We start from the raw sequence: 21,219 nt of genomic DNA, 5'->3' as shown, positions 1-21,219 counted from the left end.
CGACCATGCCCGACGAACCAACCCCACCCGACCCCGGATACGACAGCGCGGGTGTGCCCACGTTCGAGTCGGTGCGCGAGAAGATCGAGAATCGCTACGCGACGTCCTTGGGCGACGCGGAATTGGACGCCGACTCCCCCGAGGGCCGTTCCGTCGCCGAGCAATACGACGAGCGCGAGCGCGCCGCCGCCGAGCGGTTGGCCCAGATCCGCGAGTCGATGCGCGCGGACGAGGGCTAGGGAAGCGGCTTGGCGTCGGGGGGACGTCGATGAGTGAAACGCAGCCCGGTCCGCGGATCGGGAGCCGGTTCGGGCCATACCAGTTACGGCGACTGCTGGGTCGCGGCGGGATGGGCGAGGTCTACGAGGCATACGACACCGTCAAGGACCGCGTGGTGGCGCTGAAGCTGATGTCCGAGCAGGTGAGCTCCGATGACTCCTTTCGGCGGCGCATGCAACGCGAGGCCCGGACCGCGGGCCGGCTTCAGGAACCGCACATCGTGCCGATACACGATTTCGGCGAAATCGACGGTCAGGTGTTCATCGACATGCGCCTCATCGAGGGGCGTGACGTGGGGACGGTGCTCAGCCGCACCGGGCCGCTACCGCCCCCGCGCGCGGTCGCGATCGTCGAACAGGTCGCCGCCGCCCTCGATGCCGCGCACCGCGCCGGGGTCATCCATCGCGACATCAAGCCCGAGAACATCCTGCTCGGCGAGGGCGACTTCGCCTACCTGGTCGACTTCGGCATCGCCGCCGCGGCCACCGACGAGCGCGTGACCAAGACCGGCGCCGCGATCGGCAGCTGGAACTACATGGCACCCGAGCGATTCGGCAACGACGACCCCACCTACCGCGTCGACATCTACGCCCTCGCGTGCCTCCTTTTCGAATGCCTCACGGGCACAAGGCCTTTCCAGACCACCAGCCTCAGCAGCCTGATGGCCGCCCACCTGGTGGAGCCGGTGCCGCGCCCGAGCCTGCGCAATCCCGCCGTCCCGGCGGCGTTCGACGAGGTCGTCGCCCGCGGGATGGCCAAGGACCCGAACGACCGCTACCTGACCGCGGGCGATCTGGCGAAGGCGGCCCTGCACGCGCTGAGCACGCCGGACCAACGCGAGGCGACCGAGCTGATCCAGCACAGCCAACATTTCGCGCCGCCGCCGCGCGTGGAACCCTTTGCCGCCCAGCCCGCGCCGCAGCACCCGGCGTGGTTCGCGCCTCCGCCCGCCCCGCCGTGGGCGCCGCCCGCGCCGCCGCGGCGCAGGCTGGGGCTGGTGATCGGCGCCCTCGCGCTCGTCATCGCGGTGATCGCGGGCACCGGGGTGTGGCTGGCGGTCGACAAGTCCGGGGCCGCACAACCCGAGAGCCCCACCACCGGCGCGACCGCCGCGCCCTCGACCACGAGCGCGGTGACGACCAGCGCCTCCCCCACGGTGGCTCCCGCACAACTGGATTCGCTGCTGCTTCCCGTCGACCAGATCAACACCCTCGTCGGCACCACCGGCATCATCGTCGACCACAACGTGACGGAGATGACGGACCCGGGTCCCGGCAATACGCTGTCGGACGACAAGTGCCTCGGGGCGCTGATCGGTTTCCAGACCCGGACGTACAAGAGCAGCGGCTACACCGCGATGCTGGCCCAGCTGATGAAGAAGCCGCTGAGCAACCCGGCCTACGTCGTGGTCCAGGGCGCGGTGATCTTCGCGTCCGCCGACCAGGCCCGGGGATTCGTGAACGACCAGTGGAACCAATGGCGGGACTGCGGGGGGAAGACCGTGACCCAGCCCAGCGACAAAGCCCCATTCGAATGGACCTTCGGGCAGATCAGCGGCAATCCGCCCAACATCGCGCTGCAGCACACGTTGGCCAACAGCCCGGTGGTGTGCCAGCACGTCCTGGAGGCGGTGTCGAACGTGGTGCTCGACGTCAACGTCTGCGCACCGGGAACCATCAATCAGGCCAGGCAGATCGCCAACCAGATGGCGACCAAGATCCCCGGTTGACGGCGGTCAGGCGGTGACTTTGCGTCGCCGCTTCGGCCGCTGCGGCGGGGCGGCGCGGCCGATCACCTCGGCGAGGAATTTCCCGGTGTAGCTTTCCGGCACGGCGGCGATGTCCTCTGGAGTGCCCTCGGCGACAACGGTTCCGCCCTCGGCGCCGCCCTCGGGACCCATGTCGACGATCCAGTCGGACGTCTTGATGACGTCCAGGTTGTGCTCGATGACGATGACCGTGTTGCCCTTGTCCACCAGCCCGTTGATGACGGTGAGCAGCTTGCGGATGTCGTCGAAATGCAGCCCGGTGGTGGGCTCGTCGAGGATGTAGATGGTCCGCCCCGTCGAACGCTTCTGCAGCTCGGCGGCCAGCTTGACGCGCTGCGCCTCACCACCGGACAGCGTGGGGGCGGGCTGGCCCAGCCGGACGTAGCCCAGGCCGACGTCGACCAGCGTGCGCAGGTAACGGTGGATGCCGGTGATCGGCTCGAAGAACTCCGCCGCCTCCTCGATCGACATGTCCAGCACTTCGGAGATCGTTTTGCCCTTGTAGTGCACTTCCAGGGTTTCCCGGTTGTACCGTGCGCCGTGGCAGACCTCGCAGGGCACGTACACGTCCGGCAGGAAGTTCATCTCGATCTTGATCGTGCCGTCGCCCGTGCACGCCTCGCAGCGGCCGCCCTTGACGTTGAACGAGAACCGGCCCGGTTGGTAGCCACGGACTTTGGCCTCCGTGGTGGCCGCGAAGAGCGTGCGGATCTTGTCGAACACGCCGGTGTAGGTGGCCGGGTTGGACCGCGGCGTGCGACCGATCGGCGACTGGTCGACGCGGACCAGCTTGTCGAGGTGGTCCAGGCCCGTCACCCTGGTGTGCCGGCCCGGGACCAGCCGGGCGCCGTTGAGCCGGTTGGCCAGCACCGTGGCCAGGATGTCGTTGACCAGCGTCGACTTGCCCGATCCGGACACGCCGGTCACCGAGGTGAGCACCCCGAGCGGGAACGAGACGTCGATGCCGCGCAGGTTGTGCTCGCGCGCGCCCACCACGGTGAGCTGACGCTTGCGGTCTATCGGACGCCGGATCGCCGGCATCTCGATGGCCTCCTTGCCCGACAGGAAGGCCCCGGTGATCGACTCCGTGTTGGCCAGCAGCTCGGCGTAGGTGCCGCTGTGCACGATCTGGCCGCCGTGCTCGCCCGCCCGCGGGCCGATGTCGACGATCCAGTCGGCGTGGGCGATGGTGTCCTCGTCGTGCTCGACGACGATCAGCGTGTTGCCCAAATCCCTTAGCCGCGTGAGTGTTTCGATGAGCCGACGGTTGTCGCGCTGGTGCAGCCCGATGGACGGCTCGTCGAGCACGTACAGGACACCCACCAGTCCGGACCCGATCTGGGTGGCCAGCCGGATGCGTTGGGCCTCACCGCCGGACAGCGTGGCCGCGGCGCGGGACAGCGACAGATAGTCCAGCCCCACGTCGAGCAGAAAGCCCAGCCGCGACTGGATCTCCTTGAGCACCTGCCCGGCGATCGCCTGCTCGCGGGGGCCCAGAGTCAGCGCGTTCAGGAAGTCCGAGCAGTCCGAGATCGACAGCTCGGACACCTCGGCGATGGACTTCTTGCCGTGCCGCCCCGCGGCCAGCGTCACCGCCAGGATCTCGGGCTTGAGCCGGGTGCCCTCGCACTCCGGGCAGGGCACGTCGCGCATGAAGCCCTCGTAGCGCTCCTTCATCTGCTCGGACTCGGTCTGCGCCATCTTGCGCTGCAGGAACGCCAGCACGCCCTCGAAATCGGCGTAGTAGGAACGGGTTCGGCCGTACCGGTTGCGGTAGCGCACGTGCACCTGGTGGTCGGAGCCCTCGAGAATCGCCTTGCGCGCCTTGGCCGGCAGCTTGCGCCAGGGCGTGTCGACGTCGAAGCCCAGCTCGTCGCCGAGGCCGGCCATCATCCGGGTGAAGTACTCCGCGGTGTGGCCCGTCGACCACGGCGCCACCGCGCCCTCGGCGAGCGTGCGCTCCGGATCGGGCACCACCAGGTCGGGGTCGACCTCCTTGCGGATGCCCAGGCCGGTGCACTCGGGGCAGGCGCCATAGGGCGAGTTGAACGAGAACGACCGCGGCTCGAGGTCGTCGACCGCCAGCGAGTGCCCGTTGGGGCAAGCCAGCTTCTCGGAGAACCGCTGCTCGCGGTTGTGCGCGTCGTGCTCGTGGTCGACGAACTCCAGCACCACGATGCCGTCGGCCAGGTTCAGTGCGGTCTCCACCGAGTCGGTGAGCCGCTGCTTGGCGCTGGCTTTGACGGTGAGGCGGTCGACCACCACCTCGATGTCGTGCTTCTCCTGCTTCTTCAGCTTGGGCGGGTCGGTCAGCGGGTGCACCACGCCGTCGACCCGGACCCGGCTGTAGCCCTGCGCGTTCAGCTTCTCGAACAGGTCGGCGAACTCGCCCTTGCGGGTGCGCACCACCGGGGCGAGCACCAGGAACCGGGTGCCTTCTGGCATCGCCAGCACCTGGTCGACGATTTGCTGGGGCGTCTGCCGGGCGATCCGCTCGCCGCAGACCGGGCAGTGCGGCGTTCCGGCGCGCGCGTAGAGCAGCCGGAGGTAGTCGTAGACCTCGGTGATCGTCCCGACCGTCGACCGCGGGTTGCGGTTGGTCGATTTCTGGTCGATGGACACCGCCGGGGAGAGGCCCTCGATGAAGTCGACGTCGGGCTTGTCCATCTGCCCCAGGAACTGGCGGGCGTAGGCCGACAGCGACTCCACGTACCGGCGCTGGCCCTCGGCGAAAATGGTGTCGAAAGCCAGCGACGATTTGCCCGATCCCGACAGCCCGGTGAAGACGATCAGCGCGTCGCGCGGCAGGTCGAGGTCGACGCCGCGCAGGTTGTGTTCGCGGGCGCCCTTGACGATCAGGCGGTCAGCCACGCTGCCTTCTTTCAGTGAATCTTTGACGTGCTGTAGCCGTAGATGCGCACGGCGCATTCCATGCTATGTGCCCATACCGACAAGCAACGTTTGACCAGTAACGTGGCCGCTATGACTGCCCTGGACGACAACTACACCGGACACGTCGACCCTGGTACCGCGGCCCGCCGGACCCTACCCGGCGCCACGATCCTAAAGGCGTCGGTGGGCCCCATGGACAACAATGCGTATTTGGTGACTTGTTCCGCCACGGGCGAAACGTTGTTGATCGACGCCGCCAACGACGCCGACGTCCTGATCGACCTGATCCGGCAGAACGCCCCCAAGGTGGCGCTGATCGTGACCAGCCATCAGCATTTCGACCACTGGCAGGCGCTTCAGGCCGTGGCCGAGGCCACCGGCGCACCGACCGCAGCCCACGAGATCGACGCCGAGCCGTTGCCGGTCAAACCGGATCGTTTGCTGGCCGACGGCGACACCGTCGAAATCGGCGAGCTGCAGTTCAAGGTCATCCACCTGCGCGGCCACACGCCGGGCTCCGTCGCGCTCGCCCTCGACGGGCCCGCGACGGGCGGGGTCACGCAGCTGTTCACCGGCGACTGCCTGTTCCCGGGCGGCGTCGGCAAGACGTGGCAGCCTGGCGATTTCACCCAGCTGCTCGACGACGTCACCACGCGGGTGTTCGACGTGTACGACGATTCGACCGTCATCTACCCCGGTCACGGTGACGACACGGTGCTGGGCGCCGAGCGTCCCCACCTGGCGGAATGGCGCGAGCGGGGCTGGTAGGGCGGCCCTGCGTTAGGACGTGGTGTGGACGATCAGCACGTCGACCTTGGCCCGGCGTGAGACGTTGGCGGGCACCGATCCCAGCAACCGGCCGGCGATCGTGCTCAGGCCGACGTTTCCGACGACCAGCAGGTCGGCCTTCTCGTCCTCGGCGAGCTTGACCAGCGCGTCGACCGGGGCGCCCTCGATCGGGCGCTCCTCGACGTTCTTGGCCCCGGCCTTGTGCGCCCGCTCCTTGGCATCCTGCAGGATCGCGTAGATGGGCGCGGTGCCGGACACCTTGTAGCTCTCGTTGCGCAGGGCGTCCGCCGCCCGGGCGTCCTCATGCTGGGGCAGGTATGCCGACGCGACGAGCAGCTTGGCGTCCGGCCCCGCGATCTGCGCCGCCTTGTCTACCGCGCGCATTGACGAGTCCGAGCCGTCGGTTCCCACCACCACAGTCCGATAGGCGCCCATTTACCCTCCCTGATTCGGTTGGTCAGCCAACCCAAGACACTATCGCGTTTGCCCGTTGCACAGGGAAGAGATTAGCGACACCACATGGCCGGGCGTGTCGACAATTTGCGGCGTCGCGCCGCGGCAACGGAGAATATCGCCGATGACAAAACATTCAAATGCTCTGGCCGGCGGCGGAAAGCGTTGCATAACGCCGCTTTTCGTGGAATGCGCACGGCGGGGTCGAATAGCCCGGGGCGGTATTGTGACCCGTCCCGGCGATTCCGCTTTACAGTGACAAGCATCATGTCAATGCCCACCGTCGAGCAGCGCGTCGCGGACCACGTCGAGGAGCCCGCACCCGCGCGTCCGCCCGGAAGATTGCTCGACCCGTGGGCCATCGCCGTCTTCGCGGCCGTCGTCAGCGGCGCCTGGGCCTGCCGGCCCTCGCTGTGGTTCGACGAGGGGGCGACCATCTCGGCCGCGGCGAGCCGGACTCTGGCCGAGCTGTGGCGCCTGCTGAGCCACATCGACGCCGTACACGGGCTGTATTACCTGCTGATGCACGGCTGGTTCGCCGTTTTTCCGCCGACCGAATTTTGGTCGCGGGCGCCCAGCGCCCTCGCGATCGGCGCCGCCGCCGCGGGTGTCACGGTGTTCACCAGACGGTTCTCCACCCGGCCGGTCGCCGTGTGCGCGGGCGTCGTGTTCGCCATCTTGCCGCGCACCACCTGGGCGGGCATGGAGGCGCGACCCTACGCCTTCGCGGCCGCCGCGGCGGTCTGGCTCACCGTATTGCTCGTCGCCGCCGTCCGGCGCAACAGACCGCGATTGTGGATTTGCTACGCGCTGGCGTTAATGCTGTCGATTCTGCTGAATCTGAACATGGTGCTGTTGGTGCCGGTTTATGCGGTAATGGTGCCTCTGCTGGCGCCCGAGAAAGCGCGCAAATCCCCGCTGATTTGGTGGGCGGGCAGCTCGACCGTCGCGGTCGCTGCCATGACGCCGTTCATGTTGTTCGCCCACGCCCAGGTTTGGCAGGTCAACTGGATCTACCCGGTCAGCTGGCATTACGCGTTCGACATCGTCCTGCGCCAGTATTTCGACCACAGCGTTCCGTTCGCGATCCTGTCCGCGGTCCTCGTCGTGGCGGCGATCGCCGCCCGGCTGGCGGGGGTCCGGCCACCGGCCGGCGACGTGCGCCGCCTGTTGATCGCCTGCTCGGCCTGGCTGGTCATTCCCACCGCGCTCGTGGTCGTCTATTCGGCCGTCAGCGAACCGATCTACTACCCGCGCTACCTGATCTTCACCGCGCCCGCGATGGCCGTCGTGCTGGCCGTGTGCATCGTCACGCTCGCCCGCAAACCCTGGCCGATCGCCGGTGTGGTGCTGGTCTGCGCCGTGGCCGCGGTGCCGAACTACCTGTTCGTCCAGCGGTGGCCGTACGCCAAGGAGGGCTGGGATTACAGCCAGGTCGCCGATCTGATCAGCTCGCACGCCGCCCCCGGTGACTGCCTGATGGTCGACAACACCGTGCCGTGGCGGCCCGGCCCGATCCGCGCCCTGCTGGCCACCCGGCCGGCGGCCTTCCGGTCCCTGATCGACGTCGAACGGGGCGCGTACGGGCCGAAGGTCGGGTCGTTGTGGGACGGGCACGTCGCCGTGTGGCTCACCACCGCAAAAATCAACAAATGCCCCGCGATCTGGACCATTACCAATAAGGAAACGTCGCTGCCCGACCACCAATCCGGGGCGTCATTGCCACCCGGGCCCGCATTCGGCCGCGCCCCGGCCTATCGATTCCCGAGTTACCTCGGGTTCCGCATTGTCGAACGCTGGCAGTTCCATTACTCGCAGGTGGTGAAGTCCACGCGCTGATTCGCGCTTTGCCGGCGGCATGAACCGCCATTTGTTGGGTAGTTGACGGGGTATGCAAAGCTCGCTGGCCGCACCGCTGCTGGGCGGCAACGTGCAGGGTCTCCGACACCTGGTCGAGCTGTTCGCCGCGTTCGGATTGACCGCGCTCATCGGCTTCGAACGCACCATCCAGGGCAAGAGCGCCGGGCTGCGGACGCAGACGATCGTCGGGACGTCGGCGGCGTTGATCATGCTGGTCAGCAAGTACGGCTTCGCCGACGTCCTGTCGCCCGGCGCGGTCGCACTGGACCCATCCCGCGTCGCGGCCCAAATCGTTTCCGGCGTCGGCTTTTTGGGGGCCGGCATCATCATCACCCGGCGTGGTGCCGTGCACGGGCTCACGACGGCGGCCGCGGTTTGGGAATCGGCCGCGGTCGGCATGGCGGTGGGCGCCGGCCTGCTGCTGCTCGCCAGCGCCGTCGTGGCCCTGCACTTCGTCAGCGCGCTCGTCTTCAAGGCGGTCGAGGGCCACCTGACGGCCCAGCTGCGGGGCACCGTCCGGGTGCAGATCATCTACGAGAACGGTCGCGGCATGCTGCGGGAGGTGCTGCGCATCTGCGGGCAGCAGAACTGGCAGCTGGCCGAGCTCGACGCGGACGCGCACGACATCGACGACGGCGAGGTGCGGGTGGCGATGACGTTGTCCGGCACCAGGATCGCGAGCGCGCGACAGGTGTTGGGCGACGTCGACGGGGTGGTGGCCGTCTTCCAGGCCGACGACGACCCGGACTGACGCCGCCGCGGGTCAGCCGACGGGTTGCACCTGGCGCGGGCGGGTCGCGCCGTAAGACACTGCCACCCCGGCCGCGCAGAGCGCGGTGAACACCGTGAACAGCCAGTGCGCCGCCATCCCGTCGCCGCCCTTGGCGGTGTTCACCACCACGCCGGCCAGACCCGCGGCGATGGCCGCGGAGATCAGCTGGACGGTGTTGATCGCCGCCGAGGCGGCGCCGCCTTCGGCCGGGTCGTCGACCGAGGACATCGCGCGCGCCGACAGATGCGGCCAGGCCATCCCGATCCCGGTGCCCGCCACCAGCAGCGCGATCGCCCACAGCGCGGCCGTCCACGGGGACGTGTCCCCGCGGCGGGCGACCGCGGCCAGGGCCAGGCCGGAGGCGGCCACGATCGGTGCCGCCACGATGACCCGCGCGATCGTGCGGGGGCTCTCCAGGGACGCGCTGAGGATCTCGCTGACCGTCCAGCCCAGCGCCAGCGCGGCCCCCAGGAATCCGGCCGCTATCGGGGTCAGGTGCGCCAGCCGCTGGCCGAACAGGGGCACGTAGGTGTTCACCATCGCGGCGCCCATCAGCGCGCCCATGGTCAGATAGATCCACTTCAGTGGGCCGGGGCCGAAGACGCTGGGCGGCAAGATCGCCGCGTGCGTCCGCCAATCGACGAGCACGAACGCTCCCACCAGGGCGACGCCGACGGCGAGCAGGGCGAACGTCGCCAGCGTGTTGCTCGGAATCTGGGCGACGCTGACCGCCAGCGCGGCGGCACCGATCAGCAGCAGCGACCGCACCGGGACCTTCATCGGCGCCACGACGGGCGTGTGCTCGACGCGGGCCAGCGCGACGGGCACCAGCAGGCCCATCAGGGCGGTCAGCACCGCCATCGCCACGAAGGCCCACCGCCACAGGCCCAGCTGGGCGAACAGGCCGCCCGTCGTCGGGCCGACCACCGTCGCCACGCCCCACATCGCCGACACCAGCGCCGAGCCGCGCGTCCACAGCATGCGCGGAAGAGCGGAATTGATCAGCGCGTACCCGAGGCCGGCCAGCAGCCCGCCTGCGACACCCTGCAGGGCGCGCCCGGCTATCAGAACCTCCATGTTGGGCGCCGCCGCGCAAACCAGGCTGGAGGTGCCGAACACGGCGAGACCGGTCAGGTAGCACGAGCGCGCCCCGACGCGCAGCAGCATCGGATTGACCATCGCGGCCGCCACCACCGACCCGACGAGGTACAGGGTCGTGACCCAGGCGTAGAGCCGGCTGCCGCCGATTTCGGCGATGGTGTTCGGCAACAAGCTGGTGGTCAGGAACTCGTTCGTGGCGTAAAGACACACCCCACCCGCCAGCAGGATGGAGGTCCTCAGATACCTGGCGCCCAGCAGCTGGCGCCAGCCGCCAGTCACGGTCGCGGTGTCGGTCACCCTTCTACCGTATGGGGTGCCTCAGGGGTGCAAATCGGAGATGCGCTGCCAGCAAACTCATTTCAGGCCGGCGGCGTCCATCCCCCGCAGTTCCTTCTTCAGGTCGGCGATCTCGTCGCGGAAGCGCGCGGCCAGCTCGAACTGCAGGTCTCGCGCGGCGGCCATCATCTGCTCGGTGAGGTCCTTGATCAGGTCGGCCAATTCGGCGCGCGGCATGCTGGTCGTGTCGCGGCCCTCGAAGACCCCGGCGCTGACGGCGCGGCCCGGTTCGCCCTGGGCGCGCCGGCCCCGGGAGGAGTTGCGGCCGGACCCGCCGACCCCCACCGTTTCCGTGTCGTCGGCCTCGCGATAGACCTGGTCGAGGATGTCGGCGATCTTCTTGCGCAGCGGCTGCGGGTCGATGCCGTGGGCCTCGTTGTAGGCGATCTGCTTGGCCCGCCGCCGTTCGGTCTCGTCAATCGCCTCTTTCATCGAGTCGGTGATCGAGTCCGCGTACATGTGCACTTCGCCGGAGACGTTGCGGGCTGCGCGGCCGATGGTCTGGATCAGGCTGCGCGAGGACCGCAGGAAGCCCTCCTTGTCGGCGTCCAGGATCGCCACCAGCGAGACCTCGGGGAGGTCCAGGCCCTCGCGGAGCAGGTTGATGCCGACGAGCACGTCGTAGTCCCCCAGCCGCAGCTGGCGCAGCAGTTCCACCCGGCGCAGCGTGTCGACCTCGGAGTGCAGATAGCGCACCCGGATGCCCATCTCCAGCAGGTAATCAGTGAGGTCCTCGGCCATCTTCTTGGTCAGCGTGGTGACCAGCACCCGCTCGTCGGCGTCGGTGCGCTTGCGGATCTCCCCGATCAGGTCGTCGATCTGCCCCTTGGTGGGCTTGACCACCACCTTCGGGTCCACCAGGCCGGTCGGCCGGATGACCTGCTCGACGAACTCGCCGCCGGCCTGGCTCAGCTCGTAGGGGCCCGGGGTGGCCGACAGGTACACCGTCTGCCCGATCCGGTCGGCGAACTCCTCCCAGGTCAGCGGGCGGTTGTCGCACGCCGACGGCAGCCGGAACCCGTACTCGACCAGGTTGCGCTTGCGGGACATGTCGCCCTCGTACATCCCGCCGATCTGCGGCACCGTGACGTGCGACTCGTCGATGACCAGCAGAAAATCCTCGGGGAAGTAGTCGAGCAGGGTCGCCGGGGGCGAGCCGGGGCCGCGGCCGTCGATGTGGCGCGAGTAGTTCTCGATTCCCGAGCAGAAGCCGACCTGGCGCATCATCTCGATGTCGTAGTTGGTGCGCATGCGCAGCCGCTGCGCCTCCAGCAGCTTGCCCTGGCCCTCCAGCTCGGCCAGCCGCTGCGCCAGCTCCTCCTCGATAGTCGAGATCGCATGGGCCATCCGCTCCGGACCGGCGACATAGTGGGTGGCCGGGAAGATCCGCAGCGAGTCGACCTGGCGGATCACGTCGCCGGTCAGCGGGTGCAGGTAGTACAACGCCTCGATCTCGTCGCCGAAGAACTCGATGCGCACCGCCAGCTCTTCGTAGGACGGGATGATCTCGACCGTGTCGCCGCGCACCCGGAACGAGCCCCGGGTGAAGGACAGGTCGTTGCGGGTGTACTGCACGTCGACCAGCAACCGCAGCAGCGCGTCGCGGGGCACCTCGGTGCCGACGCTGAGTTCCACGGAGCGGTCCAGGTACGACTGCGGGGTGCCCAGGCCGTAGATGCACGACACCGAGGCCACCACGACCACGTCGCGCCGCGAGAGCAGCGACGACGTCGCGGAGTGCCGCAGCCGCTCCACGTCGTCGTTGATCGAGCTGTCCTTCTCGATGTAGGTGTCGGTCTGGGCGATGTACGCCTCCGGCTGGTAGTAGTCGTAGTACGAGACGAAGTACTCGACCGCGTTGTGCGGCAACATCTCTCGCAACTCGTTGGCAAGCTGGGCGGCCAGCGTCTTGTTCGGCGCCATGACCAGCGTGGGCCGTTGCAGCCGCTCGATGAGCCAGGCGGTGGTGGCCGACTTCCCGGTACCGGTGGCGCCGAGCAACACCACGTCGCGCTCGCCCGCCCTGATGCGGCGTTCCAGCTCGTCGATGGCGGCCGGCTGGTCGCCGGCGGGCGCGTGCGGGCTGACGACCTCGAAGTGGCCGCCGACGCGCACGACCTCGTCGACCGCGCGGTATTCCGAATGTGCGACTACGGGATGTTCCGTGGCGAAAGCCATGCCACCAGGTTAGAACCGCGCACCGACAAGTGTCGCGGAGCCGGCGTCAGGCAGCCCTCTGACCAGGCCATTGCGCTCAGAGCGGATTGCCGTATCGACGGGGCTGCGGGGCGGGCCCGCTCTCGCCCCTTCTGGGATTGGGCGGCCGGGATCGGTTCGATGGGGTGCACCGACACGCCTCAGGGATGCTTGATGGCCGTGCCGGGAGGCCTTCGCCCGGGCAGCCGAACCACCAAATGGTGTCCGGCTCGCCCGGCCCGCCAAGAGACGAGGAGGGCTGGTTCTCCTCGAAATCGAGCAGATAGTAGTAGAGCACCGCCTCGTCCAAGTTCGGCCACGGGGCGGGGTCGATGATTGACTCCCTGGTGTCGCGGGCCAGTCCCCAACTTCTGTCCGACGGTGGCGCCGCGTACACCAGGTACATCATCGGCCCATCGGTCCAAGCGTGGGAGACCAGATAGCGGTTGCTACGCCTGCTGTTCTCGAAGTCGATATGGCGCAACAATTTCCGCAGCACATCAGCGGCAAACTGCACTTCAGCGTCGTCGGCGTCAGGCGGTGGGCGCACCATTGTTCCGACCTCCTCTAGTCAGTCAACGCGCCGGGGCCCGCCACGTCCTTCACACGAGTGCCGGCTTAAGGACAACACGATTCTGGAACGTGATAGCGCTGGTGATATCAAATCCGAAGGTCACCTATTGGTCCGGACACGCACTACCCCACCGGACGGGTCCACGTCCGCGTGACGGGATCGCACTGCAAGAGGTAGCCGTCGTTGGAGGTGGTCATGGCGAACACCGAGGTGCCAGGCCGGTCGCATGAACTGCCGGAGGCGTGCACGCCCATCGTGATCGGTGCCTTGGCCCAGCTGTTGCCCTCGCAGACGATCTGCTCGCTGTTGGTCGGGTCGTAGGCCAGCTTGCCGACGTCGCCGCACACCGCGCCGAGCACGGGCGGCACCGGGGCGGCGGCGGCCGTCGACGTGGCGACGGCCTCCGCGGGGTCGCCCAGGCTGACCCCGGCGGGCGCGTCGCCGACCCGGGTGGCCACCACCGGCACCCGCACCACCGCGCCCTGCGCGCCACACTCGTTGGTCTGCACGGTCTCCGTCACCGTGCCGCGCAGGGTGCCGTCGGCCTGCGGGGCCAGCGACCACGCCAGCGTCTCCTGCTGGGTCGCCTTGGCCTGGGAGTTGGGCGGCGTGCAGTCCATCCGTTCCTGCTGCGGCGCGCCCTGCCAGTAGCCGCCGACGAAGTGCAGCGTGTCCGTCGGGCCGCTCGCAGTCTGGTGGGTCGCGTTGTCCAGCCGGGCGCCGGTGGCCGCGCAGCCGTTCGTGGTGCACCCGGAGCGGAAGGCCCACCAGCCGGTGGCAGGGCCGTCGTGGCGGATCGCGACGCCGTTGGTGGTCCGCTTGCCCTGGTCGTAGTCCAGCCGATAGCTGCCGGAGAGCGTCGGCCCCCCGGACCTCGCGGGCGCCGGGACGGACGGTTTCGACGCGAGCGTCGGGCTGGCGGGCGGGGTGTCCGGCTCGAACGAGTACAGGACCGACCAGGTGGCGGCCACGGCGATCAGCATCGCGCACAGCAGCCCGACCGCCCATCGAGTCCGCGCCGAGAACCGGTGGTTCATGGCGGCGAGGGCGGCGCGGGGGCCGTTGCGCGGCGGCGTGGTCACGGCGGTGCGGGCCCGGGCGCGCGGGCCGGCCTCCGCCACGTCGTCGCAGCGCTCGCCGACGGCGGCCGCGAAGGCGCGGCACCGCTCGAAACGGTCCTCGGGTTGTTTCGCCAGCGCCTTGCGGAACGCCTCGTCCAGATGCGCCAGCTCCGGGCGGTAATCGCTGAGGCGGGGCGGCTCTTCGTGCAGGTGCTGGCTGATCACCGCGATCGGATTCGAATGCTGGAACGGCGGCGCTCCGGTGAGCAGGTGGAAAGCCGTTGCGGCCAATGCGTATTGGTCCGCCCGGCCGTCGATGTTGGATCCCGTCAACTGTTCCGGCGCGGCGTAGGCCACCGTTCCCACCGCGACATTGGTCTCGGTGATCCCGCTGATGTCGCCGAGGTGACGCGCGACGCCGAAGTCCGCCAACAGGATTCGGCGTTCACCATCGTCCGGATGGGTGAGCAGGATGTTCGCCGGTTTCACGTCGCGGTGCAGCAGCCCGCGGTCGTGAGCGTAGTCGAGGGCCCCCGCGACAGCCTGGACGATCGCGCACACCTCACCGACCGGCATCCCGTCGGGGTAGCGCTCCTTCACCAGCCGGGAGGCGTCGGTGCCCTCGACGTAATCCATGGAAATCCAGAGGTGACCGTTGAATTCGCCGCGGTCGTGCACGCCGACGATGTGGGGATGCCACAACGTCGCGGCCAGATCCGCCTCGCGGTTGAACCTTTCACGGAACTCCGGATCGGCGGTGACCGCTTCCGCAAGAACCTTGATGACGTCGCGACGCGGCAACCGGGGATGCAGCGCCAGGTACACCTCGGCCATGCCCCCGGCGCCCAGCTGGCGCAGGATCGTGTAGCCGGCGAAGGGTGCCCCGCTGGAGATCGACAGGCGGGCACCGTCGGCCTCCGCGGGGCGCTCCTCGGGCTCCGCGTTCGGGCTCGAACTGATCGGCGGGATGCGGCGAAACAGCTGGGCGATGGTGACCGCGGGCAACGACTGAAATCCCGCGCGCAGGGCGGCACGGGCCTCCCGCGGGTTGCTCAGCAGCCGCCGCCCGGCGCCGATGCGCCGGGTAGTCCCCTTGTCGTCATCCATCTACCGCCTCGCCCCCTCGTCGTTTGGACCCCGGCGTGCCGCAACCTGACACGGCGCGCACTGCCTCGGGCACATGCATCGCGATTGAGCCTCGCTTCACCTCGGCGTTCCAGCCGGCACGACGATGTGCCCGGCGCGCCCGGAAACAGACCTCCCCTTCCGTTCAGATCATGCCGGACCGCGGTAGGGGCTTCGTCTCAGCGAGCTATGAAACGGCTATGAGTCGCCGCTTCGACACATAGCCAAATCACAGGCGGTCCCAATAGAGACCACTCACCGCGCGCACCGATACTTGAATGGTGACTCGACCCGCCCCGCCCATCCTGACGATTCGGCACGACGGGTCCCAACGATCCTTCGCGGCCGGCCACGAGGTGGTCGTCGGCCGCGACACCGAGGCCGACGTGCGCATCCCCGATCCCCGGATTTCGCGCGCCCACCTGATCCTGCGTTTCGACCAGGGCCGGTGGCTGGCAATCGACAACGGCTCGCTGAACGGGACCTATCTCAACGGCTACCGGATGCCGGTCATCGATGTCCACGACGGCCAGACCATTCACGTCGGCAACCCGCGGGGACCGCGCCTGACCTTCGCCGTCGGGCCGCAGCAGGGTTATACCGACCGCCCGGGCCGGACCCGCCCGGGTCCGGAGGCCGGGCCGCCGACGCTGGCCTGGTCCGCGCTGCCGGAGCAGCAAACGAATCCGACCCGTCCGCCGCGGCCCGCGACACCCGGGCCGCCGGCCGCGCGCCCGAATTCCCCGGTCCGCCAGCCTGTTCCACCGCCCCGGCAGGCGCCGCCGCGGCCGCGGCCACGGGGCACACCGCCCGCGGAACGGACCGTCGTGCACGCGGGGAAGCCACAGGCGGGGTCGACGCCGCCGGCCGAACTCACCGTGGTCGACGCGAAGACGGCCGACGTGTCCAACCTCGCGACGCGCTTTGTGAAGTTGCTCTCGCCGCGCTCGTCGGCGGCCGCGGGCACCCCGGGCGCCATGACGATCGGGCGCGCCGCGGAGAGCGACATCGTGGTCTCCGACGTGCTGGCCTCACGTCAGCACGCCACGTTGGTGCAGACGCCGCTGGGCACCGAGATCCGGGACAACAGCATCAACGGGACCTTCGTCAACGGCACCCGGGTCGGGTCGGCCATCCTGTCCGACGACGACGTCGTCACCATCGGCAATGTCGACCTCGTTTTCCGCGGCGGCACCCTGACCAAGCGCAGCGAGGCCGAGACCCGCACCGGCGGGCTCGAGGTGCGCAACGTCAACTACGTCGTCGACGGCGGCAAACAACTGCTGGACGAGATCTCGCTGATCGCGCGACCCGGAACGCTGACCGCCGTGATCGGCGGGTCGGGCGCCGGGAAGAGCACCCTGGCCAGGCTGATCGCCGGCTACACCACTCCCAGTTCGGGCTCGGTCACGTTCGAGGGCCACGACATTCACGCCGAATACGCGTCGTTGCGCAGCCGCATCGGCATGGTCCCGCAGGACGACGTGGTGCACCGGCAGCTGACCATCAACCAGGCGCTCGGCTACGCCGCCGAGCTGCGGCTGCCGCCCGACACCAGCAAATCCGACCGGGCGAAGGTCGTCGCGCAGGTCCTCGACGAACTGGACCTGACCAAGCACGCCGACACCCGGGTGGACAAGCTGTCCGGCGGTCAGCGCAAACGCGCGTCGGTGGCCCTCGAGCTGCTCACCGGCCCGTCGCTGCTGATCCTCGACGAGCCGACCTCCGGCCTGGACCCGGCGCTCGACCACCAGGTCATGACGATGCTGCGGCAGCTGGCCGACGCCGGCCGGGTGGTGATCGTGGTGACGCACATGCTGTCCTACCTCGACACCTGCGACCAGCTGCTGCTGGTGGCCCCGGGCGGCAAGACGGCCTACTGCGGCCCGCCCGACCGCATCGGTGCGGCGATGGGCACCACCAACTGGGCCAAGATCTTCACCAAGGTGGGCGCCGATCCCGAGGAGGCCAACCGGCGCTTCCTCGAGCAGCGTGACGCCGAGAAGCGGCCGCAGAAACTGTTGCCGGACAAGGCGGACGAGCCGGGCGCCCTGGGCGAACCGGTGCACACCAGTGTGCGGCGCCAGATTTCGACGGTCGCCCGAAGGCAGATCCGCCTGGTCGTCGCCGACCGCGCCTATTTCATCTTCCTGGCGCTGTTGCCGTTCATCTTGGGTTCGCTGTCGCTGACGGTTCCGGGCGGCAACGGATTTCATCTGCCCGGCACGAACGCCGGGACACCGGACGAGGCGGCGCAGATCCTGGCGCTGCTGATGCCGGCCGCGGCGTTCATGGGCACCGCGCTGACGATCCGCGACCTGGTCGGCGAACGCCCGATCTTTCAGCGCGAGCAGGCGGTCGGGTTGTCGACGACGGCCTACCTGCTCGCGAAGACCGCGGTGTTCTGCGGCTTTGCCGTCCTGCAGTCGGCCATCATCACCGCGATCGTGGTGATCGGCAAGAGCGCGCCGACACGCGGCGGCGTCCTGCTCGGCCACTCGACCGCCGGGGCGACGGTCGAGCTGTTCGCCACCGTCGCGGCGACGTGTGTCGCCTCGGCGATTCTCGGCCTGGCGATCTCGTCGCTGGTCCGCTCCAGCGAGCAGATCATGCCGCTGTTCGTGGTGACGGTGATGGCCCAGTTGGTGCTCTGCGGCGGCATGGTTCCCGTGACCGGACGGCTGGGACTGGACCAGCTCTCCTTCGCGATGCCCGCGCGCTGGGGCTACGCCGCGGCCGCGTCGACGGTGGATCTGCGGCACCTGGTGCCCGATTCGCTGCTGTCCCAGGACCGGTTCTGGCAGCACACGCCGAAGGTGTGGCTGCTGGACATGGGCATGCTGGCGGCGTTGTCGCTCTTCTACGCCGGCTTCGTGCGGTGGAGAATCCGCTTACGCCGATAGGCCGGCGCGGCCCTAGATTTGCTCCGCACCGCCGTCGACGAAGATCTCGCTGCCGGTCATGAAGCTGCTCTCGTCCGACGCGAGGAAAAGCACCGCCGCGGCGACCTCCTCGGGCCTGCCCAGGCGGCCCATCGGCACCTTGGCCGCCTCGCCTTCTCGCAACTCCTGCTCCCGCCCGGCCGGCGCCAGCCCCAACAGCCCCGGCGTCTCGACCGGTCCGGGAACGATGGTGTTGACCCGGATCCCGCGGCCCACGAGTTCGGCGGCCCAGGTCCGCCCGAACGAGCGGATCGCCGCCTTGGTCGCCGCGTACACGCTGAACGCGGGGGTGCCGTTGTAGGCGGCGGTCGAGCCGGTCAGCACGATCGACGAGCCGGGGTTGAGCAACGGCAGCATGGCTTGCACGGTGAACAACGTGCCGCCCACGTTGGTCATGAACGTGGACGTGAAGTGTTCGACCGAAATGTCGCCCAGCGCCGCGAATTCTCCGCCTCCCGCGTTGGCGAAGAGCACGTCGAGCCCTTTCCCGCGTGACGCGACGGCGTCGGCGACGGCCGCCACGTCGTCCAGGTTGGCCACGTCGGCGCGGATGCCCGTCGCCCGTTCACCGATCGAGGCCACGGCGGCGTCGATGGTCTGCTGGTTGCGACCGGTCAGGATGACGTGGGCGCCCGCGTCGGCCAGCCGCTGCGCGGCCGCCAGCCCGATGCCCGAATTCCCGCCGGTGACCAGGGCTGTCTTTCCGCTGAGGTCGCTCATTGTGACTAGAGTAGGTGCATCCATCCGCCCAAGCACGAGACGTTCGACCTGATCGCCCGCACCAACACCGATCCCAAGGGCATCGTGCGGGACGTGGACGACTATGCGGTTCACCCGTGGGGCCTCTACGTGGCCCGGCCCACCCCCGGCCGCGTCCAGTTCCATTACCTCGAATCCTGGCTGCTGCCCTCGCTCGGCTTGCGCGCCACCGTCTTTCACTTCAACCCGGGCCACGAGCGCGATCACGACTACTACCTCGACGTGGGCGAATACACGCCCGGACCCGAGGTGTGGCGTTCGGAGGACCACTACCTCGACATCGAAGTCCGCACCGGCGACGGCGCGGACCTGGCCGACGTCGACGAGCTGCTGGACGCCGTCCGGCACGGCCTGTTGACCCCGGAGGTCGCCGAGCTGGCGGTGCGGCGCGCCGTGGACGCCGTTGCGGGGTTGGCCCGCAACGGCTATGACCTCTCCCGCTGGTTGGCCGGCCATGGGATGGAGCTGACGTGGCGCCAGACGTAGCCGCGCTGCCCGACGAACCGGTGCCCGACTGGCGATCCCCCACGCTGGCGACCCTGACCGACATGCGGTTCTCCGATCCGCGCTGGATCTTCGAGCGCAAGTTCGACGGGATGCGCTGTCTGACATTCCGCGACGGCGACCGGGTGCGGTTGTTGTCGCGAAACCGACAGCCGCTCAACGGAACCTACCCGGAACTCGTCGATGCGCTTGCCGCCCAGCGCGCGACGCGCTTCGTGGTCGACGGCGAGGTGGTGCGGGAGAGCGGGGCCTGAGCGCTTGGTCCCCCGATTGCGCTGGGCGTAATGTCAGCGACTATGAGCTGCACCGGTAGCAGGCTCCTGCCGATCACCGCGGTGACCCTCATCGCCGTTGGCTCCCAGCTGAGCCCGGCGACCGCGCGGGCGGACCTGCACAACATCACCTATCGCGCCCGGATCGATGCGCTGACGACCGGGAGCCAGGCCACGTTCGTCATCAACGGCGGCCAGACCAACACCACCAACCTGCCGTCCATGCCCGGAAACGTGTTCGAGGCCAACACGGTGCTGCCCGATCCCCAGCAGGCCGGGATGCGGATAGTGCTGCATTTCCCCTACGCGGCGAACGTGCACTGCGAAATCGACGTCGACGACGCGGTTTTCACCCAGGCCGACCAATTCGTCAAACCGGCGCCCGGAAACCCCGACCCCAACAGCGGGGCGCTGCAGTGCGGCGGACCGCTACCCGCCTGAGTTCGATTCGCCGACTCCACGCGGGATCCCGCGGACCTTCAGGACATCGAACACCAGATCGTCGACCTGCTCACCGGCTGTCCATCAGCGCCTGCAGATCGGCGATCGAGCGCAACGTGTCGTTGAGATGGGTGCAGGTGCTGGTGCCGACGAATTCGCCGCGGACGCGGTCGCGCAACTCGGCGAGAGTCATACCGCGGATGCGGGACGCGCTACCGATCGCTCCGGGGCATTCCTGCCACGGCAACACTCGCACCTCGGCGTTCACCCCGGTGATGACGCGCGTCGAGGTGTCGATCGTGCCGGCGACCGTGTACTCGTGCACGATCGTCTCCACCAGGTCGTCGTCCACGTGAGAGTCGCGGAAGTGGGAATGGAAGCGCGCCGACCCGGAGTCGCTGTCCGCCAGATCCAGCCGCCGGTACCTGCGCATCCCGCGCGCTCGGAGCGGTTCCACTTCGTGTAGTCCGCTCAGCGGCGGCGCCACCGGACCGCGGCCCGTCGGGATGACATCGTGCCGCCGGGTGAATGCGATCAGCGACGCGTCCGGTGCGAAACCTGCGCAGATCCCGGCCATTCGGTCGGCGATGCCCAGTGGCATCTTCTCTTCGACGCCCTCGACGATCGCCGCGTACTGGGCGGCGTATCCGGACACGAGCGCCGCACCGACCCAGTCGTCGAGCAACAGATTCAGCAGGCTGGCCCGCACTACTTCCTCAGGGAACAGCCGGCCGACCGTCGCCCGAAATCCCGCGCCGACACGACAGCCCAGCAAGGCGTCCAGACCGGCGGGCGCGGTGATGTCGTCGACGACTTGATCGGTGAGGTGCGCCCTCACTCCGACCTCGCCGAGGATCTCGACACGTCCGTCCTCGGCGCCGACCACGTCACGCGCCCGCAGGTCCGCCACGGAGCCGCGCACCCCATCCGGATGGGTGTCGATCGTGCTGGTGCGTCGCCGTACGCCCGGCAGCGACTGTGGCCCGCCGTCCACGAAGGGCCGCCGCGGGCCGAGGATGTCGTCGACGAACGGCATGGTGGCTCAGGGCTTCCAGTCAGTCGCGTCGGCCCATTCCCAGGCCTGCCGGTAGGCGT

General features: G+C 69.0%; 16 protein-coding genes and 1 pseudogene. 9 read left to right on the top strand and 8 right to left on the bottom strand.

Going from position 1 to position 21,219, the window contains the following annotated elements; all coding sequences use genetic code 11:
* Window positions 1–5: 5 nt before the first annotated feature.
* Both A5691_RS00080 and A5691_RS00075 read left to right on the top strand, forming a co-directional pair.
* A complete protein-coding gene (locus tag A5691_RS00080; RefSeq protein WP_067754846.1) occupies window positions 6–239 on the top strand; it encodes a hypothetical protein in 234 nt (77 codons plus the stop codon).
* Between the two features lie 29 nt (window positions 240–268).
* Complete coding sequence (locus A5691_RS00075; RefSeq protein ID WP_068015341.1) at window positions 269–2,008, top strand: serine/threonine-protein kinase PknH/PknJ; 1,740 nt, start codon at window positions 269–271, stop codon at window positions 2,006–2,008.
* Window positions 2,009–2,014: 6 nt separating this feature from the next.
* Here A5691_RS00075 and uvrA read toward each other — a convergent pair whose 3' ends face one another.
* Window positions 2,015–4,918: an excinuclease ABC subunit UvrA gene (gene uvrA / locus A5691_RS00070; protein ID WP_067781812.1), complete on the bottom strand. Its 2,904-nt coding sequence runs from the start codon at window positions 4,916–4,918 to the stop codon at window positions 2,015–2,017.
* Window positions 4,919–5,029: 111 nt separating this feature from the next.
* Between uvrA and A5691_RS00065 the strand changes: the two genes are divergently transcribed.
* A complete protein-coding gene (locus A5691_RS00065; RefSeq protein WP_067891872.1) occupies window positions 5,030–5,707 on the top strand; it encodes an MBL fold metallo-hydrolase in 678 nt (225 codons plus the stop codon).
* A gap of 12 nt (window positions 5,708–5,719) precedes the next feature.
* On the opposite strand, the gene A5691_RS00060 is transcribed toward A5691_RS00065, so the two are convergent.
* Entirely contained in the window at window positions 5,720–6,163 is a 444-nt protein-coding gene (locus A5691_RS00060; protein ID WP_067754834.1) for a universal stress protein, read from the bottom strand.
* Between the two features lie 285 nt (window positions 6,164–6,448).
* On the opposite strand from A5691_RS00060, the gene A5691_RS00055 reads away from it, so the two are divergent.
* Together A5691_RS00055 and A5691_RS00050 are read left to right on the top strand one after the other, a co-directional pair.
* Window positions 6,449–8,020: a glycosyltransferase family 39 protein gene (locus tag A5691_RS00055; protein ID WP_067754912.1), complete on the top strand. Its 1,572-nt coding sequence runs from the start codon at window positions 6,449–6,451 to the stop codon at window positions 8,018–8,020.
* Window positions 8,021–8,072: 52 nt separating this feature from the next.
* The gene (locus A5691_RS00050; protein WP_067754831.1) at window positions 8,073–8,792 is read left to right on the top strand and encodes an MgtC/SapB family protein; all 720 of its coding nucleotides are present in this window, start codon (window positions 8,073–8,075) and stop codon (window positions 8,790–8,792) included.
* A 12-nt stretch (window positions 8,793–8,804) separates the two neighbouring features.
* Here the strand turns inward: A5691_RS00050 and A5691_RS00045 are convergent, their stop codons facing one another.
* From A5691_RS00045 to A5691_RS00035, 4 genes are all read right to left on the bottom strand, one after another.
* Complete coding sequence (locus tag A5691_RS00045; RefSeq protein ID WP_067754828.1) at window positions 8,805–10,211, bottom strand: MFS transporter; 1,407 nt, start codon at window positions 10,209–10,211, stop codon at window positions 8,805–8,807.
* A 57-nt stretch (window positions 10,212–10,268) separates the two neighbouring features.
* On the bottom strand, window positions 10,269–12,428 hold the full coding sequence (gene uvrB / locus A5691_RS00040) for an excinuclease ABC subunit UvrB (RefSeq protein WP_067754825.1): 2,160 nt from the start codon (window positions 12,426–12,428) through the stop codon (window positions 10,269–10,271).
* A 76-nt stretch (window positions 12,429–12,504) separates the two neighbouring features.
* On the bottom strand, window positions 12,505–12,999 hold the full coding sequence (locus A5691_RS26985; RefSeq protein WP_082950063.1) for a hypothetical protein: 495 nt from the start codon (window positions 12,997–12,999) through the stop codon (window positions 12,505–12,507).
* A 143-nt stretch (window positions 13,000–13,142) separates the two neighbouring features.
* Window positions 13,143–15,188: a serine/threonine-protein kinase gene (locus tag A5691_RS00035; protein ID WP_068016086.1), complete on the bottom strand. Its 2,046-nt coding sequence runs from the start codon at window positions 15,186–15,188 to the stop codon at window positions 13,143–13,145.
* Window positions 15,189–15,484: 296 nt separating this feature from the next.
* Here A5691_RS00035 and A5691_RS00030 point away from each other — a divergent pair, with 296 nt between their 5' ends.
* The gene (locus A5691_RS00030) at window positions 15,485–18,109 is read left to right on the top strand and encodes an FHA domain-containing protein (RefSeq protein ID WP_197508546.1); all 2,625 of its coding nucleotides are present in this window, start codon (window positions 15,485–15,487) and stop codon (window positions 18,107–18,109) included.
* Between the two features lie 12 nt (window positions 18,110–18,121).
* Here the strand turns inward: A5691_RS00030 and A5691_RS00025 are convergent, their stop codons facing one another.
* Entirely contained in the window at window positions 18,122–18,868 is a 747-nt protein-coding gene (locus A5691_RS00025) for an SDR family oxidoreductase (protein WP_067759878.1), read from the bottom strand.
* Window positions 18,869–18,952: 84 nt separating this feature from the next.
* On the opposite strand from A5691_RS00025, the gene A5691_RS00020 reads away from it, so the two are divergent.
* From A5691_RS00020 to A5691_RS00010, 3 genes and pseudogenes are all read left to right on the top strand, one after another.
* Complete coding sequence (locus tag A5691_RS00020) at window positions 18,953–19,393, top strand: DUF402 domain-containing protein (protein WP_067759884.1); 441 nt, start codon at window positions 18,953–18,955, stop codon at window positions 19,391–19,393.
* A pseudogene (locus tag A5691_RS00015) lies at window positions 19,378–19,659 on the top strand (ATP-dependent DNA ligase); the annotation flags it as partial. The gene A5691_RS00020 and the pseudogene A5691_RS00015, both read left to right, overlap by 16 nt.
* A gap of 48 nt (window positions 19,660–19,707) precedes the next feature.
* The gene (locus tag A5691_RS00010) at window positions 19,708–20,124 is read left to right on the top strand and encodes a hypothetical protein (RefSeq protein ID WP_068016082.1); all 417 of its coding nucleotides are present in this window, start codon (window positions 19,708–19,710) and stop codon (window positions 20,122–20,124) included.
* A gap of 70 nt (window positions 20,125–20,194) precedes the next feature.
* Here the strand turns inward: A5691_RS00010 and A5691_RS00005 are convergent, their stop codons facing one another.
* Window positions 20,195–21,160, bottom strand: a complete 966-nt coding sequence (locus tag A5691_RS00005; protein WP_068016078.1) for a DUF2889 domain-containing protein — start codon at window positions 21,158–21,160, stop codon at window positions 20,195–20,197.
* Between the last annotated feature and the right edge of the window lie 59 nt (window positions 21,161–21,219).

Source organism: Mycobacterium sp. E183, assembly GCF_001667735.1.
Taxonomy (GTDB): Bacteria; Actinomycetota; Actinomycetes; order Mycobacteriales; family Mycobacteriaceae; genus Mycobacterium.
Note: the sequence above shows the minus strand (reverse complement) of the source record. Positions and strands in the feature narration are given on the sequence as shown.